We start from the raw sequence: 25,740 nt of genomic DNA, 5'->3' as shown, positions 1-25,740 counted from the left end.
CTCATTAATTCCCTGAAACTTACACTTTTTGACAGGCAGTGGATGTAATAAAGTACAAGGCCATCTAACCTGTGAGACCTCGTACTATCTCAAGAGCAATGTATTCATTCCTCCGCCAGAAATCAGCTTTCCCCTTTTGGGTTCGGCTGTAGTCAAGGGCTTGCGCTCTAGCAAAACATTCTGTCCATTCTTGCTTACTTCGACCCAGCATCCTGAGACAATGGGCTTTTTGTGAATAAGCTCCGGCATTCGGAGGGTACTTTTGCAACGCTGATTCAACCTGCTCAAACGCCTTTTCAAGGTTATCCTTTGCAGACTCCGGGCCGTCTTTTTTTATCTGGTCACAAGCCAGGGTGAAATAATGGATCGAGGTAGCCACCAGAGTATTGACACTTTCCGGACAGCGGCTGATCATTTCCAGAAATCCCGCTTTCCCGGTAGATAAGCACAACAGGGTTAATTGACATTCATTCGAATGATATAACTCACAGCAACGCCTGGTCAGTCTTTCAGCCTCTTCACATTTGCCCGTAGTGTCCCATAGTCTTACCAAAGTCAGGTCAATCTGTTGATTCCCGGAAGGTTTGCACAGGCTGTCTTCATCGGCATTGAAGTGCTTGCCACTCATGTTCAGCAGCAGCCTTTCAGACAGTTCAAATTTGTTCATTTTCTGCCAGAGTCGCGCCCGAGTCAGGTCAATGTCATGATGCCCAAATGGTTTGCACAGCTCTTCTGCAATAGCTCCGGGGGGCATGCCAATCATGTTCAGCATCAGCTTTTCAGACCATTCATGTTTGCCCATCATTTCCCAGAGTCTCACCAGAGCCAGGTCAATTTCCATGTCCCCACAGGAGCTGCACAGGCTGTGTATATTGGCATTGGGGTGCTTGCCAGACATGTTCAGCAGCAGCTTTTCAGCCAGTTTATATTTGCCCGCCAGCTCCCAATGTCGTGTCAGAGTCAAATCAATTTCACGATTCCCACAGAACTTGCACAGTTCTTCCTCGCTGTCACCGGGGCGCTTTCCACTCATGTTCAGCAGCAGCTTTTCAGCCAGTTTATAGTTGCCCGTCAGTTCATAATGTCGTGCCAGAGCCATATCAATTCCACGATTCCCAGAGAGCTTGCACAGTTCTTCCTCGCTGTCACCGGGGCACTTTCCACTCATGTTCAGCAGCAGTTTTTCTGCCAGCTCTTGTTTGTTCATTACTTCCCAGAGTCGCACCAGAGCCATATCAATTTCACGATTCCCACAGAGCTTGCACAGTTCTTCCTCGCTGTCACCGGGGCGCTTTCCACTCATGTTCAGCAGCAGCTTTTCAGTCAGTTTATATTTGCCCGTCAGCTCCCAATGTCGTGCCAGAGCCATATCAATTTCAAGATTCCCAGAGAGCTTGCACAGTTCTTCCTCGCTGTCACCGGGGCGCTTTCCACTCATGTTCAGAAGCAGTTTTTCTGCTAGCTCTTGTTTGTTCATTACTTCCCAGAGTCGCACCAGAGCCAGGTCAATGTCACGATGGTCAATGGGGTTGCACAGAATCTCCTCACTGTCATCGGGACGCTTGCGACTCATGTTCAGCAGCAGTCTCTCAGCCCGTTGATAGTTACCCCTCACTTGCCAGATTCGCACCAGAGCCAAGTCAATGTCGTTGTGGCTGGTGGAGTTGCACAGAGTCTCCTCACTGTCATCGGGATGCTTTTGGCTCATGCTCAGCAGCAGTCTCTCAGCCTGTTCATATTTACCCTTTGCTTGCCAGACTCGCACCAGAGCCAGGTCAATGTCTTTATGACCAGAGTGCTTGCAGAGCGTGTCTTCACTGTCACCGGAGTGTTTGCCAACCATCTCCAGCAGCACTTCTTCAGCCATTTGATGTTTGTCCATCAACTGCCAGATTCGCCCCAGAGCCAAATTGACGGTATCGAGGTATTTACGCAGTTTTGATGTATCAGGAGAATAGGGATTTGACTGCAGCTTTTTGATCAGTTCTTTTTTTATGTTCAGGAACAGTGTTTCAGCCAGAGTGTATTTGCCCATAGACTGCCACAGTCGGGCATTATTAATATCTGCGTTATAATAGCAAGTAGGTTCGCACAGGGTTTTCTCATCGGCATTGCGGCTTTTTTTTCTCAGTCTCAACAGTCGGGTTTCGGCATCAAAGAGTCTTCCAAGTGCCTCTTCACAGAGGCTCAGGGTAAGATCAAGGTTATAAATGATCGAAGCCCCAAACCTGGTGAATTTTCCATCTAACCTGAGTTCTTCCAGAATAGAGCAGGCTTCCAGCTGTTTTTCGCAGGTTTGCTCTTTTAGCGATCTTGCAAGTCCTATGATCACGTTATGCTTGTCGAACGGATCCGGTATGTCATGCTTGCCGTGTAAGATGACCCGGAATGCTTTTTCTGCATCTATGAAATTTTTATTGTTGAGCATTGTGTAAGCGCTACTGATCTCTTTTTTAAGAGCGTCAGGAGGGTAGGTCTTCGCCTCTGGTTGAAACGTCCGGGGAGTAGGTCTCTGGCATGCAGTTGCTGACCGGTCTGGAATATTTAAGGGTCTGTTCGAATGCTGATGACCACGATGATCTCCATGAGGAAGTTGCGAACGTGGGATAAATGTTTCAGCGTTCGGATTCAAGGTAAATTTTCGCCCTTTTGACGCACCGGTATCTGAACCTGATGCAGAATACTCTGACGGCTGTGATGTCGTGGTGCTTTTAGAACTGGTCGAGGCAATTTTTGTGGGTAATCCGTAGCTCATGGCCAAATGACCTTCCTGGGAACTTACGCTCTTGGACAGTCAATAGACATAAAAGTTCATGCTTATGTCTGAGCAAATACTTTTTGAAGAGCCGCGTATTCGTTGCTTCGCCAGGCGTCCGTTTTACCCTTATATTTTCGGGCGGAGTCAAGGGCATTGGCTTTTTGGAAGTATTCCCCCCATTCTTGCTCATTTTTCCCCATCATTCTGAGACAGTGCGCTTTTTGTGAATAAGCTCCAGCAGTCGGGGGGTACCTCTCAAGTGTTAATTCCACATGCTCAAGCGCCTTAATGAGGTTTTCCTCTCCTGACTTGGGACCGGCTTCTGATATCTCCTTACACGCCAGTGCAAAATAATGGATTGAGATAACCAACAACTGATTGGCACTTTCCGGATACCTGTTAATCACCTCCATAAAGCTTGCTTTCCCGACAGATAAGGACAAATGTGATAATTCACATTCATCGGAATGGTATAAGTCACAGCAACGCTCAATCAGTTTTTCAGCCTGTTTATCTTTGTCGATCATCTGCCAGAGGCGTACCAGAGCCAGATCAATATCATGATTCCCGCAAGGCATGCACAGGCTGTCCTCACTGTCGAAGAGGTGCTTGTTGCTCATGTTCAGCAGCAGCCCTTCAGTTAGATGATGTTTGTTCTCTATCTCCCAATGCAGCGCCAGAGCCAGGTCAATATCATGGTTTCCACAGGGCCTGCAAAGTTCTTCTATAGCGGCATCGGGGCGCTTGTTACTCATGTTCAGCAGCAGTATTTCTGCTTGTTTATGTTTGTTCAACTTCTGCCAGAGTCGAACCAGAGTCAGGTCAATGTCATTATGTCCACAGGGCTGACACAAGGTCTCCTCATTCACATCGGGGTGCCTGACACTCATGCTCAACAGCAGTTTTTCGGACCGTTGATATTGGCCCGTTACCTCCCAGAGTCGTGCAAGAGCCAGATCAATATCATGTTTTCCAGAGGGCGTGAACAGGATCTCCTCAGCGTCATCGGGGTGCTTGTCAATCAGGTTGAGCAACAGTTTTTCACTCAGTTGATGTTTGCCTGTCACCTGCCAGAATTGTGCCAGAGTCAGATCAATTTCATGTTTTCCAAAAGGCGTGCACAGGGTCTCCTCATTGTCATCGAGGCACTTGCCACTCATGGCCAGCATTAGTCTTTCAGCCAGCTCATGTTTACCCTTTACTTCCCAGAGTCGCACCAGGGCCAGGTTCACGTCATTATGACGGGAGGGCTTGCACAGGAGCTCGATACTGTTACCGGGGTACTTGCCACTCATGTTGAGCAGCAGATCTTCAGCCCATTCATATTGGCCTGTCTCTTGCCAGCATCGCGCCAGAGCTATATTGACTTTATGGAGGAAATCTTGCAGTTTTTCTGCAAGCGCTGCGTGCAGGTTCCACTGCAGCCTGACAATGAGCCCGTATTTCATGCTGTGCAGCAGTTTTTCAGTCAGCTGGTATTTCCTCATAAACTGCCATAGTCGTGCATTAGCCATGTCAGCATCAAAATAATTAGAATGCTGGCAAAGGGTTTCTTCATCAGCACCGGGCTTTTTGTCTCTCAGTTTCAAAAGTCGTGCTTCAGCATCAGGGTTCTTCCCAAGTGTCTGTTCACAGAGACTCAGGGTCAGATCAAGGTTACGAATGGTTGAAGCCCCGAATTCGTTTAACTCTCCAGTCAACCTTAGTTTTTCCAGATGAAAACAGGCTTCTTTTTGCTTTTCACAGGTTTGCTCTCTGAGTGATCTTGCCAGCCCTATGATTGATCTTTGGTAGTCGGATGTTCTCAGTAAGTCCGCGTATTCTTGCAAGATGGCCCGGAATGTGTTTTCCGCGTCAATGAAATTTTGGTTCATCAATAAATCGAAAGCGCTATTGATCTTTTCACTGGCCGCTTCAGGAGATGTCCTCTTCACCGATGGGTGCAATGTCTGGGAAGAAAGTGTCAGGCACGCAGTTGTTTGTCGGCGATTAATAGTTGTGGGTGTGTTCGAAAGTCGATCAACACCAGAAGCACGAGGAATAAACGGTGGAGCTTTCGGGTTTAATTTAAATGGAGGCTTTGCTTCCTCATTGGAGTCAGTAAAGCGATTTTGCGCCGGTTGCGATGTCGTACCGGATGCGCAGTTGTAGGTTGGTGGTAATCCGTCATTCATAGTCATGAAACTTCCTCTGAAACTTGTGCCATTGGACAGTCAATGGATATAAAAGTTCATGCTTATGTCTGAGCCAGTACTTTTTGAAGAGCCGCGTATTCGTTGCTTCGCCAGGTATCCGATTTACCCTTCTGTTTTCGGTTGGAGTCAAGGGCTTGGGCTTTTTGGAAGCATTTCCTCCATTCTTGCTCATTGGCGCCCAGCATTCTGAGACAGTGCGCTTTTTGTGAATAAGCTCCCGCAGTCGGGGGGTACCTCTCAAGTGCTAATTGCACATGCTCAAGCGCCTTAATGAGGTTTTCCTCTCCTGACTTCGGACTGGCTTCTGATATCTGCTTACACGCCATTACAAAATAATGGATTGAGATAACCAGCAACTTATTGGCACTTTCCGAATACCCGTTAATCACCTCCATAAACTTTGCTTTCCCGGCAGATGAGGACAGATAGGATAATTCACATTCATCCGAATGGTATAATTCACAGCAACGCTCAATCAGTCTTTCAGCCTGTTTACCTTTGTCGATTAGCTCCCAGAGGCGTACCAGAGCCAGATCAATATCATGATTCCCGCAAGGCATGCACAGACTGTCCTCACTGTCGTTGAGGTCCTTGTTGCTCATGTTCAGCAGCAGCCCTTCAGTTAGATGATGTTTATTCACTATCTCCCAATGCAGCGCCAGAGCCAGGTCAATGTCACGGTTGCCACAGGGCCTGCAAAGTTCTTCCATAGCGGCATCGGGGCGCTTGCCACTCATGTTTAGCAGCAGTATTCCTGCTTGTTTATGTTTGTTCAACTTCTGCCAGAGTCGAGCGAGGGTCAGGTCAATGTCATGATGCCCACAGGGCTGACACAAGGACTCCTCTCTCTCATCGGGGTGTTTGAGACTCAGGTTTAACAGCAGTATTTCAGCCCTTTGATATTCGCCCATCTCCTGCCAGAGTCGTACAAGAGCCAGATCAATCTCATGTTTTCCAGAGGCCTTGCACAGGATCTCCTCAGCGTCATCAGGGTGCCTGGAAATCATATTGAGCAGCAGTTTTTCACTCAGTTGAAGTCTGCCTGTCGCATGCCAGAGAAGCGCCAGAGACAGATCGAGTTCGGGGTGCTCAGAGGCTGTACAGAGGATCTCGATACTGTCTTTGGAGTCTTTGCCAATCATGTTGAGCAGCAGTTTTTCAGCCCATTCATATTTGCCCATCACCTGCCAGTGTCGTACCAGGTCTATGTCATGATGCCCAGAGGGCTTGCACAGGGTTTCGATACTTTCAGCCAGGTGTTTGCCACCCATGTTTAGCAGCAGATCTTCGGCCCGATCATATTGGCACACCTCTTGCCAGTATCGCACCAGAGCTATATTTACACTATCGAGGTAATTATGCAGCCTTTCCACTATGCCAGCGTGTGGGTCCGACTGCAGCTTTTCAATCAGCCCTGCTTTCATGCCCAACAGCAGTTTTTCAGCCAGCTGGTATTTTCTCATATGCTGCCATAGTCGTGCATTAGCGATATCAACGTCAAAATAGCCAGAGTGCTGGCAAAGTGTCTCCGCGTCTGCATCGGGCTTTTTGTTTCTCAACCTTAAAAGTCGTGCTTGCGCATCATGGAACCGTCCAAGTGCCTGTTCGCAGAGGCTCATGGTCAGATCAAGGTTACGAATGGTTGAAGCTCCAGACTCGGTGAACGTACCATTCACCCTGAGTTCTTCCAGACGAGTAAGGGCTTCTTTCTTCTTTTCCGAGGTTTGTTCTTTCAGCGATCTTGCAAGCCCTATGACGGTTCTCTGGTGATCGAATTCATTCAGTTGTTCATCTTGCAAGATGGTCCGGAATGCTGCTTCTGCATTTATGTAATCTTGTTTTTTTAATAGTTTGAAAGCGCTATCGATCCTTTTAGCCGTTTCAGGACAGGATTTATTCACCCTTTGCTGAAACGTTCGGGGAGACATACACTGGTATGCCTTTGCTCGCCGGTCCAGGATATTTGAGGGTACGCCCGGATCTTTCTGAACAGGTTGATCAGGTTGCATCCGTGGAATAAACGCTGGCGCTTTCGGGTTTAATTTAAACGGAGGCTTTGTTGTTTCAGTGTTAGCATTTGAACCTGAGGCACAATATTGCAGCGGTTGAGGTGTGGCAACGGTTGCGGTGCACGAACGGGTCGCGAAACTGGTTGTTATTGGTAATCCGTAATTCATAGCCTCATTAATTCCCTGAAACTTACACTTTTTGACAGGCAGTGGACGTAATAAAGTACAAGGCCATCTAACCTGTGAGACCTCTTACTATCTCAAGAGCAATGTATTCGTGCCTCCGCCAAAAATCGGCTTTCCCCTTTTGGTTTCGGCTGTAGTCAAGGGCTTGCGCTCTAGCAAAACATTCTCTCCATTGTTGCTTACTTCGACCCAGCATCCTGAGACAATGGGCTTTTTGTGAATAAGCTCCCGCATTCGGAGGGTACTTTTGCAACGCTGATTCAACCTGCTCAAGCGCCTTTTCAAGGTTCTCCTTTGCAGACTCCGGGCCGTCTTTTTTTATCTGGTCACAAGCCAGGGTGAAATAATGGATCGAGGTAGCCACCAGAGTATTGACACTTTCCGGACAGCGGCTGATCATTTCCAGAAATCCCGCTTTCCCGGTAGATAAGCACAACAGGGTTAATTGCCATTCATTCGAATGATATAACTCACAGCAACGCCTGGTCAGTCTTTCAGCCTGTTCACATTTGCCCGTAGTGTCCCATAGTCTTACCAAAGTCAGGTCAATCTGTTGATTCCCGGAAGGTTTGCACAGGCTGTCTTCATCGGCATTGAAGTGCTTGCCACTCATGTTCAGCAGCAGCCTTTCAGACAGTTCAAATTTCTTCATTTCCTGCCAGAGTCGCGCCCGAGTCAGGTCAATGTCATGATGCCCAAATGGTTTGCACAGCTCTTCCACAATAGCTCCGGGGGGCATGCCAATCATGTTCAGCATCAGCTTTTCAGACCATTCATGTTTGCCCATCATTTCCCAGAGTCTCACCCGAGCGAGGTCATTTTCCATGTTCCCACAGGAGCTGCACAGGCTGTCTATACTGGCATTGGGGTGCATGCCACAGATGTTCAGAAGCAGCTTTTCAGCCAGTTTATATCTGCCCGTCAGCTCCCAATGTCGTGCCAGAGCCAAATCAATTTCACGATTCCCAGAGAGCTTGCACAGTTCTTCCTCGCTGTCACCGGGGCGCTTTCCACTCATGTTGAGCAGTAGTTTTTCAGCTCGTATATATTTGTATTTCCTCTGCCAGCGCAGTGCCAGACCGAGATCAATATCATGATGCCCAAAGGGTTCACACAGGAGCTCCTCATTGTCGTCGGGTCTCTTGCCACTTATGTTCAGCAGCAGCTTTTCAGCCAGCTCAAATTTGTCCAATTCTTCCCAGATTCGCACCAGAGCTATGTCAATGGCAGGATCGCCAGTGGGGCGACAGAGAATCTCCTCACTGTCATCGGGATGCTTGCGACTGATGTTCAGCAGCAGCCTCTCAGCCCGCTCATGCTGGCCCAACGCCCGCCAGATAAACGTCAGAGCCAGATCAACGTCTTTACGATCAGATTGCCTGCAGAGTACGTCCTCATGGTCATCGGGGCGCTTGCCAATGATTCCGAGCATCAGGAGTTCAGCCTCTTGATGTTTGTCCATAAACTGCCAGAGTCGCACCAGGGCTATATTGACGGTATCGAGGTATTTACGCAGTTTTGATGTATCAGGAGAATAGGGATTTGACTGCAGCTTTTTAATCAGTTCTTTTTTTATGTTCAGGAACAGTGTTTCAGCCAGAGTGTATTTGCCCATAGACTGCCACAGTCGGGCATTATTAATATCTGCGGCATAATAGCGAGAAGGTTCGCACAGGGTTCTCTCATCGGCATCGAGCCTTTTTTTTCTCAGCCTCAACAGTCGGGTTTCGGCATCAAAGTGTCTTCCAAGTGCCTCTTCACAGAGGCTCAGGGTCAGATCAAGGTTATAAATGGTCGAAGCCCCGAACCTGTTGAGTGTTCCATCTAACCTGAGTTCTTCCAGAATAGAGCAGGCTTCCAACTGTTTTTCGCAGGTTTGCTCTTTTAGCGATCTTGCAAGCCCTACGGTTACGTTCCGCTTTTCGAATGGATCCGGTATGCCATGTATGCTGTTTAAGATGACCCGGAATTTTTTTTCTGCATCAATGAAATTTTGATTGTTGAGCATTGCGAAAGCGCTATTGATCTCTTTTCTAAGGGCTACAGGAGAGTAGGTCTTCGCCTCTGGGTGAAACGTCCGGGGAGTAGGGCGCTGGCATGAAGTTACTGGCCGGTCTTGAATATTTGAGGGTCTGTGCCAATGTTGATGACCACGATGAGGAAGTTGTGAACGTGGAATAAACGTTTCAGCGTTTGGATTTAAGGTAAATTCACGCCCTTTTGCTGCACCGGTATCTGAACCTGACGCACAATATTGAGATAATTGCGATGTCTTAGTGCCCGAACTCGCTGGAGCGTTAGTTGTAGGTGTTGGCCCGTAACTCATAATGATATAGATTCCCTGAAAATCTATGCTAAGTACCTGACCAGTTGGTTTCGCATATTCTGGCGAGTGGATTTTTTCATCCTTCAAGGCGCAACGATGGGCGCGTAGCCATAGCTACGCAACCAGAGTTGGAACGCAGAAGGATGGAAAAAGCCGCCGTCCAGAATATGCGAAACCAACTGGTTAGGTGCTTATTGGACAATCATCAGGCATAAAAGTTCAAGGATGTTTTTTTTATTCTTTGAGATTCGATAACTTCTGGAGGGCAGCGGCTTCCCTGCTTCGCCAAAAATGAGTTTTTGCCCTGTATGCCCGGCTGACGTCGAAGGCTTCCGCTCTATCAAACCATTCCCTCCATTCTTGCTCATTTTTCCCCAGCATTCTGAGACAGTGCGCTTTTTGTGAAAAAGCTCCCGCACTGGGAGGGTATTTCTTCAGTGCCGATTCCACAATTTCCAGAGCCTTATGAAGGTTATCTTGTCCTGACTCTGGACCTGTATCGATTATTTGCTTGCAAGCCAGGTTGAAATAATGGATCGAGGTAGCCAACAGGGTATTGATCGTTTCCGGATAGTGGCTAATCATTTCCATAAATCCTTCTTGCCCGGCAGATTGGCTGAGTAGTGCCTGTTCAAATTCATTCGAATGATATAATTTACAGCCTTGCTTAAGCAGTCTTTCAGCCTGTTCATGTTTGCCTATCCTCCCCCAAAAGCGTGCCAGAGCCATATCAACGTTATGATTGCCAGAGGGTTTGCACAGGCTGTCTTCAGTGTCATTGGCGTGCTTGCTGCTCATGTTCAGTAGCAGGAGTACAGTCCATTCGGGTTTATCCATGATCTCCCAGAGCATCGCCTGAGCCAGATCAAAATCATGATTCCCACAGGGCTTGCAAAGGATCTCCTTACTGCCATCGGGGTCCTTGCCACTCATGTTCAGCAGCAGCCTTTCAGAGAGGTGATATTTGCCCGTGACCTCCCAGTGTCGCATCAGTGTCAGATCAATTTCCTGCTGCCAGCAGGGCTTGCAGAGAATCTCTTCACTGGCACCGGGATGCTTGCCACCCATGTTCAGCAGCAGCCTTTCAGCCAGGTTGTGTCTGCCCTCCATCTGCCAGAATCGAGCCCGGGTCAGGTCAGTGTCACAATGCCCGGAGGGCATGCACATTTCTTCCTCACTGGCACCGGGTCGCGAACCGCACATGTTCAGCAGAAGTTCTGAAGACTGTTTAAATTTGCCCATTATCTGCCAGAGCCGCACCAGGGCCAGGTCAATGTTAGCTTTCCCAAAGGGCTTACACAGAACCTTCACACTGTCATTGGGGTGCTTGCCAATCATGAGTAGCAGCAGTTTTTCAGCCAGCTCATGTTTACGCGTTTCTTCCCAGAGTCGCACCAGAGCCAGGTCAATGTCATGATTCCCGGAAGGTTTGCAGAGAGTGTCCTCACTGTCATCGGGACGTTTGTTACTCATGTTCAGCAGCAGTCTCTCAGACTGTTCATATTTGCCCATTAACCGCCAGAGTACCGACAGAGCCAGGTCAATGTCTTCACACTTGGTGGGCTTGCAGAGAATGTCCATATAGTCATCGGGGTGCTTGCCGCTCATGTCCAGCAAGAGGTTTTCAGCCAGTTGATATTTCTCCATCAGCTGCCAGAGTCGCGCCAGGGCCATATTGACCTTACCGAGGTATTTACGCAGTTTTTGTGCCGCAGGAGAGTCCGGTTTCGACTGCAGCTTTTTAATCAACTCCTCTTTTATTTTCAGGAGGAGTGTTTCAGCCAGCCTGTGTTTGCCCATAGACTGCCACAGTCTGGCATTAGTAATATCTGCAGCATAATAGCCAGAAGGCTTGCACAGGGTCTTCTCATAGGCATTGGTGCTTTTCCGTCTGAGCCTCAAAAGTCGTGTTTCGGCGGCAAAGTGCCATCCAAGTGCCTCTTCACAGAGGCTCAGGTTCAGATCAAGGTTGTGAATGGTCGAAGCGCCAAACTTATTGCATGTTCCATCCAATCTGAGCGCTTCCAGAAGAGAGTAGGCTTCTAACTGTTTTTCGTTGGTCTGTTCTTTCAGCGCTCTTGCAAGCCCTATGGTCGTGTTCTGTTTGTTGAATGGACTCAGATTGCCTTGGTATTTCTTTAAGATGACTCGAAATGCTTTTTCTGCGTCTGTGAAATTTTGATGTCTCAGTATTGCGAAAGCACTATTGATCTCTTTTCTAATAGCTGCAGGAGAGGGGGTCTTTGCCTCTGGATAAAGCGTCCTGGGGGTAGACCTTTGGTAAGCTGATGCCTGCTGGCCTGAAATATTTGAGGATTTGTTCGAATGTTGATGAACACCCTTTGCCAGTTGAGCGCGTGGAGCAAGAGGTTTAGCTTCCCGATTTGGGGCAGATGGCGGCTTTTTTGCCGCATCGGCATAGGAACCTGATGCACAATACCGTGACGGTTGCGATGTCGTAGCAGGCTGGCAGGCAGATGCCTGCCGACCTGAAATATTTGAGGGACTGGTCGAACGTTGATGAACAACTTGTGGAAGTTGAGCCGGTGGATTGAGAGATTTAGCTTGCTGATTTGAGCTAGATGGACGTTTTTTTGCCGCATCGGCATAGGAACCTGACGCACAATATGGAGACGAGTGCGATGTCGTAGTGCTCGAACTCACTGGAGTGCTGGTTGTTGGTGTTGGCCCGTAACTCATAATGATGGAGATTCCCTGAAAATCTAGGCTGTTGGACAGTCATCAGTCATAAAGGTTCAAGGGCGTTTTTTATTCTTTGAGATTCGATAACTTCTGAAGGGCAGCGGCTTCCCTGTTTCGCCATAAATGAGTTTTAGCCCTGTATGTCCGGCTGGAGTCAGAGGCTTCCGCTCTATCAAACCATTCCCTCCATTCTTGCTCACTTTTCCCCAGCATTCTGAGACAGTGCGCTTTTTGGGAAAAAGCTCCCGCAATCGGTGGGTACTTTTTCAGTGCCAATTCCACAAATTCCAGAGCCTTATGAAGGTTATCTTGTCCTGACTCAGGGTTATCCTGAATGATCTGCTCACAAGCCAGACTGAAATAATGGATCGATTTAGCCACCAAGGTATTGGCACTTTCCGGATAGTAGCTAACCATTTCCATAAATCCTTCTTGCCCGGTTAATAACTTTAATAGTGTGAGTTCAAATTCATTCGAATGATAAAATTCACAGCCACGCTTAAGCAGCCTTTCAGCCCGTCCAAGTTTGCCGGTATTCTCCCAGCAGCGTGCCAGAGTCAGGTCAATGTCGTGATTGCCAGAGGGCTTGCACAGGCTGTCTTCGTCGTCACCGGGGTGCTTACCACTTATGTTCAGCAGCAGTCTTTCAGTCCGTTCAGGTTTATCCATCATCTCCCAGAGCCGTGCGAGAGCCAGGTAAAGAACATCATGACCACCGGACTTGCCCGGGATCTCCTCACTGTCATTGGGTTGCCAGCCAATCATATTCAACAGCAGTCTTTCAGAAAGTTTATATTTGCCTGTAAGCTGCCAGCATCGCACCAGAGCCAGATCAATGTCATGCTGCCAGCAGGGTTTGCACAGAATCTCTTCACTGGCGTCGGGATGCTTGCGACTCATGTTCAGCAGCAGCTTTTCAGCCAGTGTATATCTGCCCGTCAGCTCCCAAAATCGAACCAGAGCCAGGTCACTTTCACGATTCCCACAGAGCTTGCACAATTCTTCCTCGCTGTCACCGGGGCGCTTTCCACTCATGTTCAGCAGTAGCTTTTCAGTTCGTATATATTTGTATATCCTTTGCCAGAGTAGTGCCAGAGAGAGATCAATGTCATGATGCCCGCAGGGCTTGCACAGTTCTTCCTCGCTGTCACCGGGGCGCTTTCCACTCATGCTCAGCAGTAGCTTTTCAGTTCGTATATATTTGTATTTCCTCTGCCAGATTAGTGCCAGAGAGAGATCAATGTCATGATGCCCACAGGGCTTGCAAAGTTCTTCCTCGCTGTCACCGGGGCGCTTTCCACTCATGTTCAGCAGTAGCTTTTCAGCCAGCTCAGGTTTGTTCATTTCATCCCAGGTGCGCATCAGAGCCATGTCAATGGCACGATGGCCAGTGGGGCGACACAGAATCTCTTCACTGTCATCGGGATGCTTGCGACTCATGTTCAGCAGCAGTCTCTCAGCCCGCTTATGCTTGCCCAACGCCCGCCAGATAAACGTCAGAGCCAGATCAACGTCTTTATGATCAGATTGCCTGCAGAGTATGTCCTCATCGTCATCGGGGCGCTTGCCAATGAGGTCGAGCATCAGAAGTTCAGCCTTTTGATGTTTGCCCATCAACTGCCAGAGTCGCATCAGGGCCATGTTGACGGTATCGAGGTGTCTACGCAGTTTTGATGTCGCAGGAGAATAGGGTTTTGACTGCAGGTTTTTAATCAGTTCTGTCTTTAAGTTCAGTAACAATGTTTCAGCCAGAGTGTATTTGCCCATAAGCTGCCAAAGTCGTGCATTACTGATATCTGCGGCATAATAGTGAGAAGGTTCGCACAGGGCTCTCTCATTGGCATTGCGCATTTTTTTTCTCAGTCTCAACAGTCGGGTTTCGGCATCAAGGTGTCTTCCAAGTGCTTCTTCACAGAGGCTCAGGCACAGATCAAGGTTACTAATGGTCGAGGCTCCTAACCTGGTAAGTTTTCCATCTAACCTGAGCTCTTCCAAAATAGAGCAGGCTTCCAGCTGTTTTTCGTGGGTTTGCTCTCTTAGAGATCTTGCAAGCCCTATGGTTGCTTCCTGCTTGTCGAAGCGACTCGGTATGCCATGCTTGCCGTTTAAGAGGGTCCGGAATGCTTTTTCTGCATCTATGAAATTTTGATTGTTGAGCATTGCGTAAGCGCTTTTGATCTCTTTTTTAAAAACTTCAGGAGGGCAGGTCTTCGCCTCTGGGTGAAAGGTCTGGAGAGTAGAACTCTGGTCTGCAGTTGCTGGCCTTGAGGGTCTGTTCGAATCTTGATGACCACCATGAGGAAGTTGTGAACGTGGAATAAACGTTTTAGCGTTCGGATTTAAGGTAGATCTACGCCCTTTTGATGCACCGGTATCTGAGCCTGACGCACAGTACCCTGACGGCTGAGATGTCGTAGCAGGCTGGCAGGCAGATGCCTGCCGACCTGAAATATCTGAGGGACTGGTGGAACGTTGATGAACAACTTGTGGAAGTTGAGCCGATTGAGTAAGAGATTTTATTTCCCGATTTGAGGTGGATTGACGGTTTCTTGCCGCATCGGCATAGGAACCTGACGCGCAATATGGAGACGATTGCGATGTCGTACAGCTCGAACTGGCTGGAGCGCTGGTTGTAGGTGTTGGCCCGTAACTCATAATGATGTAGATTCCCTGAAAATCTATGCTAAGTACCTAGGAGCCTGACCGAGAATAGCGCCCGTAGCGAGGACGGCAGAAAATTGAGGATGAAAATTCGGTTTTGTGAGGAGAATAGCGAGCTATTTGACGAACAAAAGCGGATTTTCAGACCAATTTGCTGCCGCCGCAGTAGGGCAGTCTATTCTCGGTCAGGCTCCTAGTGCAGCTAAGCTCTGATATCCATACACCCCTCGTTCCCACGCAACAGAGGGTGTCGCAAAACCCGTTCCCCTCCCGTCATTTCCGGCCTCACTCCCGTCATTCCCGCGAAGGCGGGAATCCACACAGACTCATCACCAGAACCATACTGCCCGGTGTCCCCCTGGCCTTTTCATCCGCGAGAAGGCAGAGACCCGCTGTTGGCGCTGGATTCCCGCCTTCGCGGGAATGACGACCTCAGAGTATCGGAACGAGTGGCCTGTATGGATATCAAGGCTTGGCTGCACTAGGTACTTATTCGACAGTCATCAGTCATAAAGGTTCAAGGATATTTTTTATTCTTTGAGATTCGATAGCTTCTGAAGGGCAGCGGCCTCCCTGTTTCGCCAAAAATGAGTTTTCGCCCTGTATGTCCGGCTGGAGTCAAAGGCTTCCGCTCTATCAAACCATTCCCTCCATTCTTGCTCACTTTTTCCCAGCATTCTGAGACAGTGCGCTTTTTGGGAATAAACTCCTGCACTCGGTGGGTACTTTGTCAGTGCTGATTCCACAAATTCCAGAGCCTTATGAAGGTTATCTTGTCCTGACTCAGGGTTATCCTGAATGATCTGCTCACAAGCCAGGCTGAAATAATGGATCGAGTTAGCCAGCAAGGTATTGGCACTTTCCGGATAGCGGCTAATCATTTCCATAAATCCTTCTTGCCCGACAGATAATTTTAACAGTGTGAGTTCAAATTCATTCGAATGATAGAATTCACAGCCACGCTCAACCAGTCTTTTAGCCCGTCCAAGTTTGCCTGTAATCTCCCAGCAGCGTGCCAGAGTCAGGTCAATGTCATGATTGCCAAAGGGCTTGCACAGGCTGTCTTCGTCGTCACCGGGGTGCCTACCACTTATGTTCAGCAGCAGTCTTTCAGCCCGTTCAGGTTTATCCATCATCACCCAGAGCGTCGCCAGACCCAGATCAATATCATAATTTCCACAAGGCTTGCAAAGGCTCTCCTCACTGCCATCAGGGTCCTTGCCACTCATGTTAAGTAGCAGTCTTTCAGAGAGGTGATATTTGCCCGAGACCTGCCAGTGTCGTACCAGTGTCAGATCAATTTCCAGCTGCCAGCAGGGCTTGCACAGGATCTCTTCACTGGCGCCGGGATGCTTGCGAATCATGTTCAGCAGCAGCTTTTCAGCCAGTTTATATTTGCCCGTCAGCTCCCAATATCGCATCAGAGCCATGTCAATTTCACGATTCCCACAGGGCTTGCACAGTGCTTCCTCGCTGTCGCCGGGGCGCTTTCCACTCATGTTCAGCAGTAGCTTTTCAGTTCGTATATAGTTGCATTTCCTCTGCCAGAGTAGTGCCAGAGTGAGATCAGTGTCATGATGCCCACAGAGCTTGCAAAGTTCTTCCTCGCTGTCACCCGGGCGCTTTCCACTCATGTTCAGCAGTAGCTTTTCAGCCAGCTCAAATTTGTCCATTTCATCCCAGGTTCGCACCAGAGTCATGTCAATGGCACGATGGCCAGTGGGGCTACACAGAATCTCCTCACTGTCATCGGGATGCTTGCGACTCATGTTCAGCAGCAGCCTCTCAGCCCGCTCTTGCTTGCCCAACGCCCGCCAGATAAACGTCAGGGTCAGATCAACGTCTCTATGATCAGATTGCCTGCAGAGTATGTCCTCATCGTCATCGGGGCGCTTGCCAATGATGTCGAGCATCAGGAGCTCTGCCTTTTGATGTTTGTCCAGCAACTGCCAGAGTCGCCCCAGGGTCATATTGACGGTATGGAGGTATTTAGGCAGTTGTGCTGTAGCAGGAGAGTAAGGTTTTGACTGCAGGTTTTTAATCAGTTCTGTTTTTATGTTCAGTAATAGTGTTTCAGCCAGAGTGTATTTGCCCATAGACTGCCACAGTCGTGCATTACTAATATCTGCGGCATAATAGCGAGAAGGTTCACACAGGGCTCTCATGTCGGCATCGCGCCATTTTCTTCTCAGTCTCAACAGTCGAGTTTCGGCATCAAGGTGTCTTCCAAGTGCTTCTTCACAAAGGCTCAGGGTCAGATCAAGGTTATTAATGGTCGAAGCCCCGAACCTGGTAAGTTTTTCATCTAACCTGAGTTCTTCCAGAATAGAGCAGGCTTCCATCTGTTTTTCGCAGGTTTGCTCTTTTAGAGATCTTGCAAGCCCTATGGTTGCTTCCTGCTTTTCGCACCGATTCGGTATGCCATGCTTGCCGTTTAAGAGGGCCCGGAATGCTTTTTCTGCATCTGTGAAATTTTGATTGTTGAGCATTGCGAAAGCGCTTTTGATCTTTTTTTTAAGAATTTCAGGAGGGCAGGCCCTCGCCTCTGGGTGAAACTTCAGGGGAGTAGCGCTTTGGTATGCAGTTGCTGGCCAGTCTGGAATATTTGAGGGACTGTTCGAATGTTGATGACCACCATGAGGACGTTGCGAACGTGGAATAAACCTTTCAGCTTTCGGATTTAAGGTAGATCTACGCCCTTTTGATGCACCGGTATCTGAACCTGACGCACAATACTGTGACGGCTGAGATGTCTTAGCAGGCTGGCAGACAGATGCCTGCCGACCCGAAATATTTGAGGGATTGGTCGAATGTTGACGAACACCTCGTGGAAGTTGAGCAGGTTGAGTAAGAGATTTAGTTTCCCGATTAGAGGTAGATAGACGTTTTCTAACCGCATCGGCATAGGAGCCAGACACACAATATTGAGACGATTGCGATGTCGCAGTGCTCGAACTGGCTGGAGCGCTGGTTGTAGGTGTTGGCCCGTAACTCATAATGATGTAGATTCCCTGAAAATCTATGCTCAGTACCTGGCCAGTTGGTTTCGCATATTCTGGCGAGTGGATTTTTTCATCCTTCAAGGCGCAACGACGGGCGCGTAGCCATAGCTACGCAACCAGAGTTGGAACGCAGAAGGATGGAAAAAGCCGCCGTCCAGAATATGCGAAACCAACTGGTTAGGTACTTATTGGACAGTCATCAGTCATAAAGGTTCAAGGAAGTTTTTTTATTCTTTGAGATTCGATAACTTCTGCAGGGCAGCGGCCTCCCTGTTTCGCCAAAAATGAGTTTTCGCCCTGTATGTCCGGCTGGAGTCAAAGGCTTCCGCTCTATCAAACCATTCCCTCCATTCTTGCTCACTTTTTCCCAGCATTCTGAGACAGTGCGCTTTTTGGGAATAAACTCCCGCACTCGGTGGGTACTTTGTCAGTGCTGATTCCACAAATTCCAGAGCCTTATGAAGGTTATCTTGTCCTGACTCAGGGTTATCCTGAATGATCTGCTCACAAGCCAGGCTGAAATAATGGATCGAGTTAGCCAGCAAGGTATTGGCACTTTCCGGATAGCGGCTAATCATTTCCATAAATCCTTCTTGCCCGACAGATAATTTTAACAGTGTGAGTTCAAATTCATTCGAATGATAGAATTCACAGCCACGCTCAACCAGTCTTTTAGCCCGTCCTAGTTTGCCTGTAATCTCCCAGCAGCGTGCCAGAGTCAGGTCAATGTCATGATTGCCAGAGGGCTTGCAAAGGCTGTCTTCGTCGTCATCGGGGTGCTTACCACTCAGGTTCAGCAGCAGTCTTTCAGTCCGTTCAGGTTTTTCCATCATCTCCCAGAGCATCGCCAGAGCCAGATCAAAATCATTGTTTCCACAAGGCTTGCAAAGGCTCTCCTCACTGTCATCGGGGTCCTTGCCACTCATGTTAAGCAGCAGTCTTTCAGAGAGGTGATATTTGCCCAAGGCCTCCCAGTATCGCACCAGTGTCAGATCAATTTCCTGCTGCCAGCAGGGTTTGCACAGGATCTCTTCACTGGCGCCGGGATGCTTGCGACTCATGTTCAGCAGCAGCTTTTCGGCCAGTTTATATTTGCCCACCAGCCCCCAAAATCGCACCAGAGCCAGGTCAATTTCACGATTTCCACAGAGCTTGCACAGTGCTTCCTCGCTGTCACCGGGGCGCTTTCCACTCATATTAAGCAGTAGCTTTTCAGTTCGTATATAGTTGTATTTCTTCTGCCAGAGTAGTGCCAGAGTGAGATCAGTGTCATGATGCCCACAGGGCTTGCACAGTTCTTCCTCGCTGTCTCCGGGGCGCTTTCCACTCATGTTCAGCAGTAGCTTTTCAGCCAGCTCAAATTTGTCCATTTCATCCCAGGTTCGCACCAGAGTCATGTCAATGGCACGATGGCCAGTGGGGCTACACAGAATCTCCTCACTGTCATCGGGATGCTTGCGACTCATGATCAGCAGCAGCCTCTCAGCCCGTTCATGCTTGCCCAACGCCCGCCAGATAACCGTCAGAGCCAGATCAACGTCTTTATGATCAGATTGCCTGCAGAGTATGTCCTCATCGTCATCGGGGCGCTTGCCAATGATGTCGAGCATCAGAAGTTCTGCCTTTTGATGTTTGTCCAGCAACTGCCAGAGTCGCCCCAGGGCTATATTGACGGTATCGAGGTATTTAGGCAGTTGTGCTATAGCAGGAGAGTAGGGTTTTGACTGCAGGTTTTTAATCAGTTCTGTTTTTATGTTCTGTAACAGTGTTTCAGCCAGAGTGTATTTGCCCATAGACTGCCACAGTCGTGCATGAGTAATATCTGCGTCATAATAGCGGGAAGGTTTGCACAGGGCTTTCTTATCGGCATCGCGCCATTTTCTTCTCAGTCTCAACAGCCGGGTTTCGGCATCAAGGTGTCTTCCAAGTGCTTCTTCACAAAGGCTCAGGGTCAGATCAAGGTTGTTAATGGTCGAAGCCCCGAACCTGTTGAGTGTTCCATCTAACCTGAGTTCTTCCAGAATAGAGCAGGCTTCCATCTGTTTTTCGCAGGTTTGCTCTTTTAGAGATCTTGCAAGCCCTATGGTTGCTTCCTGCTTCTCGAACCGATTCGGTATACCATACTTGCCGTTTAAGATGGTCCGGAATGCTTTTTCTGCATCTATGAAATTTTGATTTTTGAGGATTGCGAAAGTGCTTTTGATCTCTTTTTTAACCGCTCCAGGAGGGCAGGTCTCCGCCTCCGGGTTAAACGTCCGGGGAGTAGAACTCTGGTATGCAGTTGCTGGCCAGTCTGGAGTATTTGAGGGTCTGTTCGAATGCTGATGACCATGATGAAGTTGCGAACGTGGAATAAACGTTTCAGCGTTTGGATTTAAGGTAAATTTATGCCCTTTTGATGCACCGGTATCTGAACCTGACGCACAATACCCTGACGGTTGTAGTGTCGTAGCAGGCTGGCAGGCAGATGCCTGCCGACCCGAAATATCTGAGGGATTGGTGGAACGGTGATGAACAACTTGTGGAAGTTGAGCCGGTTGAGTAAGAGATTTAGTTTCCCGGCCTGAGGTAGTTAGAGACTTTTTTGCCGCATCGGCATAGGAACCCGGCGCACAATATTGAGACGATTGCGATGTCCTGATGCTCGAACTCACTGGAGCACTGGTTGTAGGTGTTGGCCCGTAACTCATAATGATGGAGATTCTCTGAAAATCTATGCTGTTGGAAATGTTGGACAGTCATCAGGCATAAAGGTTCAAGGAGGTTTTTTTATTCTTTGGAATTCGACAACTTCTGAAGGGCTGCGGCTTCCCTGTTTCGCCAAAAATGAGTTTTAGACCTGTATGTCCGGCTGGAGTCAAAGGCTCTCGCTCTAGCAAACCATTCCTTCCATTTTTGCTCATTTTTCCCCAGCATTCTGAGACAGTGCGCTTTTTGCGAATAAGCTCCCGCACTTGGTGGGTATTTCTTCAGTGCTGATTCCACAAATTCCAGAGCCTTATGAAGGTTATCTTGCCCTGACTCCGGGGTGTCCTGAATGATCTGCTGACAAGCCAGGCTGAAATAATGGATCGAGTTAGCCAGCAAGGTATTGGCACTTTCCGGATAGTGGCTAATCATTTCCATAAATTCTTCTTGCCCGGTAGAAAACTTTAACAGTGTGAGTTCAAATTCACTCGAATGATAGAATTCACAGCCACGCTCAACCAGATTTATAGCCCGTTCATGTTTGCCTGTAATCTCCCAGCAGCGTGCCAGAATCAGGTCAATGTCATGATTGCCAGAGGGCTTGCAAAGGCTGTCTTCGTCGTCATCGGGGTGCTTACCACTTATGTTCAGCAGCAGTCTTTCAGTCCGTTCAGGTTTATCCATATTCTCCCAGAGCACCGCCAGAGCCAGATCAAAATCATGGTTTCCACAAGGCTTGCAAAGGATCTCCTCACTGCCATCAGGGTCCTTGCCACTCATGTTAAGCAGCAGTCTTTCAGAGAGGTGATATTTGCCCAGGACCTCCCAGTATCGCACCAGGGTCAGATCAATTTCCTGCTGCCAGCAGGGCTTGCACAGGATCTCTTCACTGGCGCCGGGATGCTTGTGACTCACGTTCAGCAGCAGCTTTTCAGCCAGTTTATATTTTCCCGTCAGCTCCCAAAATCGCACCAGAGCCAGGTCAATTTCACTATTCCCACAGGGCTTGCACAGTGCTTCCTCGCTGTCACCGGGGCGCTTTCCACTCATGTTCAGCAGTAGCTTTTCAGTTCGCATATATTTGTACATCCTCTGCCAGAATACCGCCAGAGAGAGATCAATGTCATGATGCCCACAGAGCTTGCACAGTTCTTCCTCGCTGTCACCGGGGCGCTTTCCGCTCATGTTCAGCAATAGCTTTTCAGCCAGCTCAAGTTTGTCCATTTCTTCTTCCCAGGTTCGCGCCAGAGCCATGTCAATGGCACGATCGCCAGTGGGTCTACAGAGAATCTCCTCACTGTCATCGGGATGCTTGCGACTCATGTTCAGCAGCAGCCTCTCAGCCCGCTCTCGCTTGCCCAACGCCCGCCAGATAAACGTCAGAGCCAGATCGATGTTTTTATGATCAGATGGCCTGCAGAGTATGTCTTCATCGTCATCGGGGCGCTTGCCAGTGATTTCGAGCATCAGAAGTTCAGCCTTTTGATGTTTGCCAATCAACTGCCAGAGTCGCATCAGGGCCGTATTGACGGTATTGAGGTGATTACGCAGTTTTGATGTAGCGGTAGAGTGGGCTTTTGACTGCAGGTTTTTAATCAGTTCTGTTTTTATGTTCAGTAACAATGTTTCAGACAGAGTGTATTTGCCCGTAGACTGCCACAGTCGGGCATGAGTTATATCTGCGGTATAATAGCGAGAGGGTTCGCACAGGGCTCTCTCATCGGCATCGCGTCTTTTTCTTCTCAGTCTTAACAGTCGGGTTTCGGCATCAAAGTATCTTCCAAGTGCCTCTTCACAAAGGCTCAGGTTCAGATCAAGGTTACCAATGCTCGAAGCTCCGAACCTGTCGAGTGTTCCATCTAACCTGAGTTCTTCCAGAATAGAGCAGGCTTCCATCTGTTTTTCGCGGGTTTGCTCTTTTAGCGATCTTGCAAGCCCTATGGTTACTGTCTGCTTGTCGAACGGATTCGGTATGCCATGCTTGCTGTGTAAGATGGCCCGGAATGCTTTTTCTGCACCTGTGAAATTATGATTGTCGAGCATTGCTAAAGCGCTTTTGATCTCTTTTTTAAGAGTTTCAGGATGGCAGGTCTTCGCCTCTGGGTGAAAGGTCCGGGGAGTAGAACTCTGGTATGCAGTTGCTGGCCAGTCTGGAGTATTTGAGGGACTGTTCAAATGTTGATGACCACCATGAGGACGTTGCGAACGTGGAATAAACGTTTCAGCGTTTGGATTTAAGGTAAATTTACGCCCTTTTGATGCACCGGTATCTGAACCTGACGCAGAATACCCTGACGGTTGCAATGTCGTAGCAGGCTGGCAGGCAGATGCCTGCCGACCCGAAATATCTGAGGGACAGGTGGAACGTTGATGAACAACTTGTGGAAGTTGAACCGGTTGAGTAAGAGATTTTATTTCCCGATTTGAGGTGGATAGACGTCTTTTTACCGCATCGGCATAGGAACCTGATGCACAATATGGAGACGATTGCGATGTTGAAGTGCTCGAACTGGCTGGAGCGCTGGCTGAAGGTGTTGGCCCGTAACTCATAATGATGTAGATTCCCTGAAAATCTATGCTGCTGACATGTTGGACAGTCATCAGTCATAAAGGTTCAAGGAAGTTTTTTTATTCTTTGGAGTTCGATAACTTCTGAAGGGCAGCGGCCTCCCTGTTTCGCCAAAAATGATTTTTAGCCCTGTATGCCCGGCTGGAGTCAAAGGCTCTCGCTCTATCAAACCATTCCTTCCATTCGTGCTCATTTTTCCCCAGCATTCTGAGACAGTGCGCTTTTTGCGAATAAGCTCCCGCACTCGGAGGGTATTTCTTCAGTGCTGATTCCACAAATTCCAGAGCCTTATGAAGGTTATCTTGTCCTGACTCCGGGTCATCCTGAATGATCTGCTTACAAGCCAGGTTGAAATAATGGACCGAGTTAGCCAGTAAGGTATTGGTACTTTCCGGATAGTGGCTAATCATTTCCATAAATCCTTCTTGCCCGGTAGGTAACTTTAATAGTGTGAGTTCAAATTCAATCGAATGATAGAATTCACAGCCACGCTCAAGCAGTCTTTTAGCCCGTCCAAATTTGCCTGCATTCTCCCAGCAGCGTGCCAGAGTCAGGTCAATCTCATGATTGCCAGAGGGCTTGCACAGGCTGTCTTCGTCGTCACCGGGGTGCTTACCACTCATATTCAGCAGCAGTCTTTCAGTCTGTTCAGGTTTATCCATCATCTCCCAGAGCATCACCAGAGCCAGATCAATATCATGATTTCCACAAGGCTTGCAAAGGATCTCCTCACTGTCATCGGGGTCCTTGCCACTCATGTTAAGCAGCAGTCTTTCAGAGAGGCGATATTTGCCCGAGGCCTCCCAGTATTGCACCAGTGCCAGATCTATTTCCAGCTGCCAGCAGGGCTTGCACAGAATCTCTTCAGTGGCGCCGGGATGCTTGCGACTCATGTTCAGCAGCAGCTTTTCAGCCAGTTCATATTTGCCCGTCAGCTCCCAAAATCGAACCAGAGCCAGGTCAATTTCACGATTCCCACTGAGCTTGCACAGTGCTTCCTCGCTGTCACCGGAGCGCTTTCCACTCATGTTCAGCAGTAGCTTTTCAGTTCGTATATATTTGAATTTCCTCTCCCAGACCAGTGCCAGAGAGAGATCAATGTCATGATGCCCACAGAGCTTGCACAGTTCTTCCTCGCTGTCACCGGGGCGCTTTCCACTCATGCTCAGCAGTAGCTTTTCAGCCAGCTCAAGTTTGTCCATTTCATCCCAGGTTCGCACCAGAGCCATGTCAATGGCACGATGGCCAGTGGGGCTACACAGAATCTCCTCACTGTCATCGGGATGCTTGCGACTCATGTTCAGCAGCAGCCTCTCAGCCCGCTCACGCTTGCCCAACGCCCGCCAGATAAACGTCAGAGCCAGATCAACGTCTTTATGATCAGATGGCCTGCAGAGTATGTCCTCATCGTCATCGGGGCGCTTGCCAATGATGCCGAGCATCAGAAGTTCAGCCTTTTGATGTTTGTCCATCAACTGCCAGAGTCGCATCAGGGCCATGTTGACGGTATCGAGGTGTTTACGAAGTTTTGATGTAGCAGGAGAATAGGGTTTCGACTGCAGGTTTTTGATCAGTTCTTTTTTTATGTTCAGGAACAGTGTTTCAGCCTGAGTGTATTTGCCCATAAGCTGCCACAGTCGTGCATTACTAATATCTGCGACATAATAGCTAGAGGGTTCGCACAGGGCTCTCTCATCGGCATCGCGCCTTTTTCTTCTCAGTCTCAACAGTCGAGTTTCGGCATCAAGGTGTCTTCCAAGTGCTTCTTCACAGAGGCTCAGGCACAGATCAAGGTTATTAATGGTCGAAGCTCCGAACCTGGTAAGTTTTCCATCTAACCTGAGTTCTTCCAGAATAGAGCAGGCTTCCATCTGTTTTTCGTGGGTTTGCTCTTTTAGAGATCTTGCAAGCCCGATGGTTGCTTCCTGCTTGTCGAACCGATTCGGTATGCCATGTTTGCCGTTTAAGATGGTCCAGAATGCTTTTTCTGCATCTGTGAAATTTTGATTGTTGAGCATTGCGAAAGCGCTATTGATCGCTTTTTTAAGAGCTTCAGGAGGGCATGTCTGAAACGTCCGGGGAGTAGAACTCTGGTATGCAGTTGCTGGCCTTGAGGGTCTGTTCGAATGTTGATGACCACCATGGGGAAGTTGCGAATGTGGAATAAACGTTTCAGTGTTCGGATTTAAGGTAGATCTACGCCCTTTTAACGCATCGGCATAGGAACCTGACGCACAATACCGTGATGGCTGAGATGTCTTGGCAGGCTGGCAGGCAGATGCCTGCCGACCTGAAATATCTGAGGGATTGGTCGAATGTTGACGAACACCTTCTGGAAGTTGAGTTGGTGGATTGAGAGGTTTAACTTCCCGACTTGAATTAGAAGGACGTTTTTTTGCCGCATCGGCATAGGAAACTGGCGCACAATACTGGGACGATTGCGACGTCGTAGTGCTCGAACTGGCTGGAACGCTGGCTATAGGTGTTGGCCCGTAACTCATAATGATGTGGATTCCCTGAAAATCTATGCTTAAAGTACCTGGCCAGTTGGTTTCGCATATTCTGGCGAGTGGATTTTTTCATCCTTCAAGGCGCAACGACGGGCGCGTAGCCATAGCTACGCAACCAGAGTTGGAACGCAGA

General features: G+C 48.6%; 11 protein-coding genes. 1 reads left to right on the top strand and 10 read right to left on the bottom strand.

The window, feature by feature from the left end:
- Positions 1-64: 64 nt before the first annotated feature.
- The 6 genes from ACOJUN_RS25240 to ACOJUN_RS25215 all read right to left on the bottom strand — a co-directional run bounded on the left by ACOJUN_RS25240 (position 65) and on the right by ACOJUN_RS25215 (position 14,832).
- On the bottom strand, positions 65-2,755 hold the full coding sequence (locus tag ACOJUN_RS25240) for a tetratricopeptide repeat protein (RefSeq protein ID WP_422134587.1): 2,691 nt from the start codon (positions 2,753-2,755) through the stop codon (positions 65-67).
- Positions 2,756-2,817: 62 nt separating this feature from the next.
- Positions 2,818-4,938, bottom strand: coding sequence for a hypothetical protein (locus ACOJUN_RS25235; RefSeq protein WP_422134586.1), 2,121 nt, complete (start codon positions 4,936-4,938; stop codon positions 2,818-2,820).
- Between the two features lie 56 nt (positions 4,939-4,994).
- Complete coding sequence (locus ACOJUN_RS25230) at positions 4,995-7,130, bottom strand: hypothetical protein (RefSeq protein ID WP_422134585.1); 2,136 nt, start codon at positions 7,128-7,130, stop codon at positions 4,995-4,997.
- A gap of 67 nt (positions 7,131-7,197) precedes the next feature.
- Positions 7,198-9,474, bottom strand: a complete 2,277-nt coding sequence (locus ACOJUN_RS25225; protein ID WP_422134584.1) for a tetratricopeptide repeat protein — start codon at positions 9,472-9,474, stop codon at positions 7,198-7,200.
- A 234-nt stretch (positions 9,475-9,708) separates the two neighbouring features.
- Entirely contained in the window at positions 9,709-12,174 is a 2,466-nt protein-coding gene (locus ACOJUN_RS25220; RefSeq protein WP_422134583.1) for a hypothetical protein, read from the bottom strand.
- Between the two features lie 69 nt (positions 12,175-12,243).
- On the bottom strand, positions 12,244-14,832 hold the full coding sequence (locus ACOJUN_RS25215; RefSeq protein ID WP_422134582.1) for a tetratricopeptide repeat protein: 2,589 nt from the start codon (positions 14,830-14,832) through the stop codon (positions 12,244-12,246).
- Between the two features lie 356 nt (positions 14,833-15,188).
- Here ACOJUN_RS25215 and ACOJUN_RS25210 point away from each other — a divergent pair, with 356 nt between their 5' ends.
- Positions 15,189-15,323, top strand: coding sequence for a hypothetical protein (locus ACOJUN_RS25210; protein WP_422132603.1), 135 nt, complete (start codon positions 15,189-15,191; stop codon positions 15,321-15,323).
- A gap of 45 nt (positions 15,324-15,368) precedes the next feature.
- Here ACOJUN_RS25210 and ACOJUN_RS25205 read toward each other — a convergent pair whose 3' ends face one another.
- From ACOJUN_RS25205 to ACOJUN_RS25190, 4 genes are all read right to left on the bottom strand, one after another.
- Positions 15,369-17,834 carry a tetratricopeptide repeat protein gene (locus ACOJUN_RS25205; RefSeq protein WP_422134581.1) on the bottom strand — a complete coding sequence of 822 codons (2,466 nt, stop codon included), beginning with the start codon at positions 17,832-17,834 and terminating at the stop codon, positions 15,369-15,371.
- A 233-nt stretch (positions 17,835-18,067) separates the two neighbouring features.
- On the bottom strand, positions 18,068-20,530 hold the full coding sequence (locus tag ACOJUN_RS25200) for a tetratricopeptide repeat protein (protein WP_422134580.1): 2,463 nt from the start codon (positions 20,528-20,530) through the stop codon (positions 18,068-18,070).
- Between the two features lie 79 nt (positions 20,531-20,609).
- Positions 20,610-23,078, bottom strand: coding sequence for a tetratricopeptide repeat protein (locus ACOJUN_RS25195; protein ID WP_422134579.1), 2,469 nt, complete (start codon positions 23,076-23,078; stop codon positions 20,610-20,612).
- 78 nt (positions 23,079-23,156) lie between these two features.
- Positions 23,157-25,598, bottom strand: a complete 2,442-nt coding sequence (locus ACOJUN_RS25190; RefSeq protein ID WP_422134578.1) for a tetratricopeptide repeat protein — start codon at positions 25,596-25,598, stop codon at positions 23,157-23,159.
- Between the last annotated feature and the right edge of the window lie 142 nt (positions 25,599-25,740).

The sequence above is a fragment of the Endozoicomonas sp. ALD040 genome, from assembly GCF_049275945.1.
In the GTDB taxonomy this organism is placed as follows: domain Bacteria; phylum Pseudomonadota; class Gammaproteobacteria; order Pseudomonadales; family Endozoicomonadaceae; genus Endozoicomonas_A.
The sequence above is the reverse complement of the archived record's forward strand: the minus strand, read 5'-3'. Positions and strand labels throughout refer to the sequence as shown.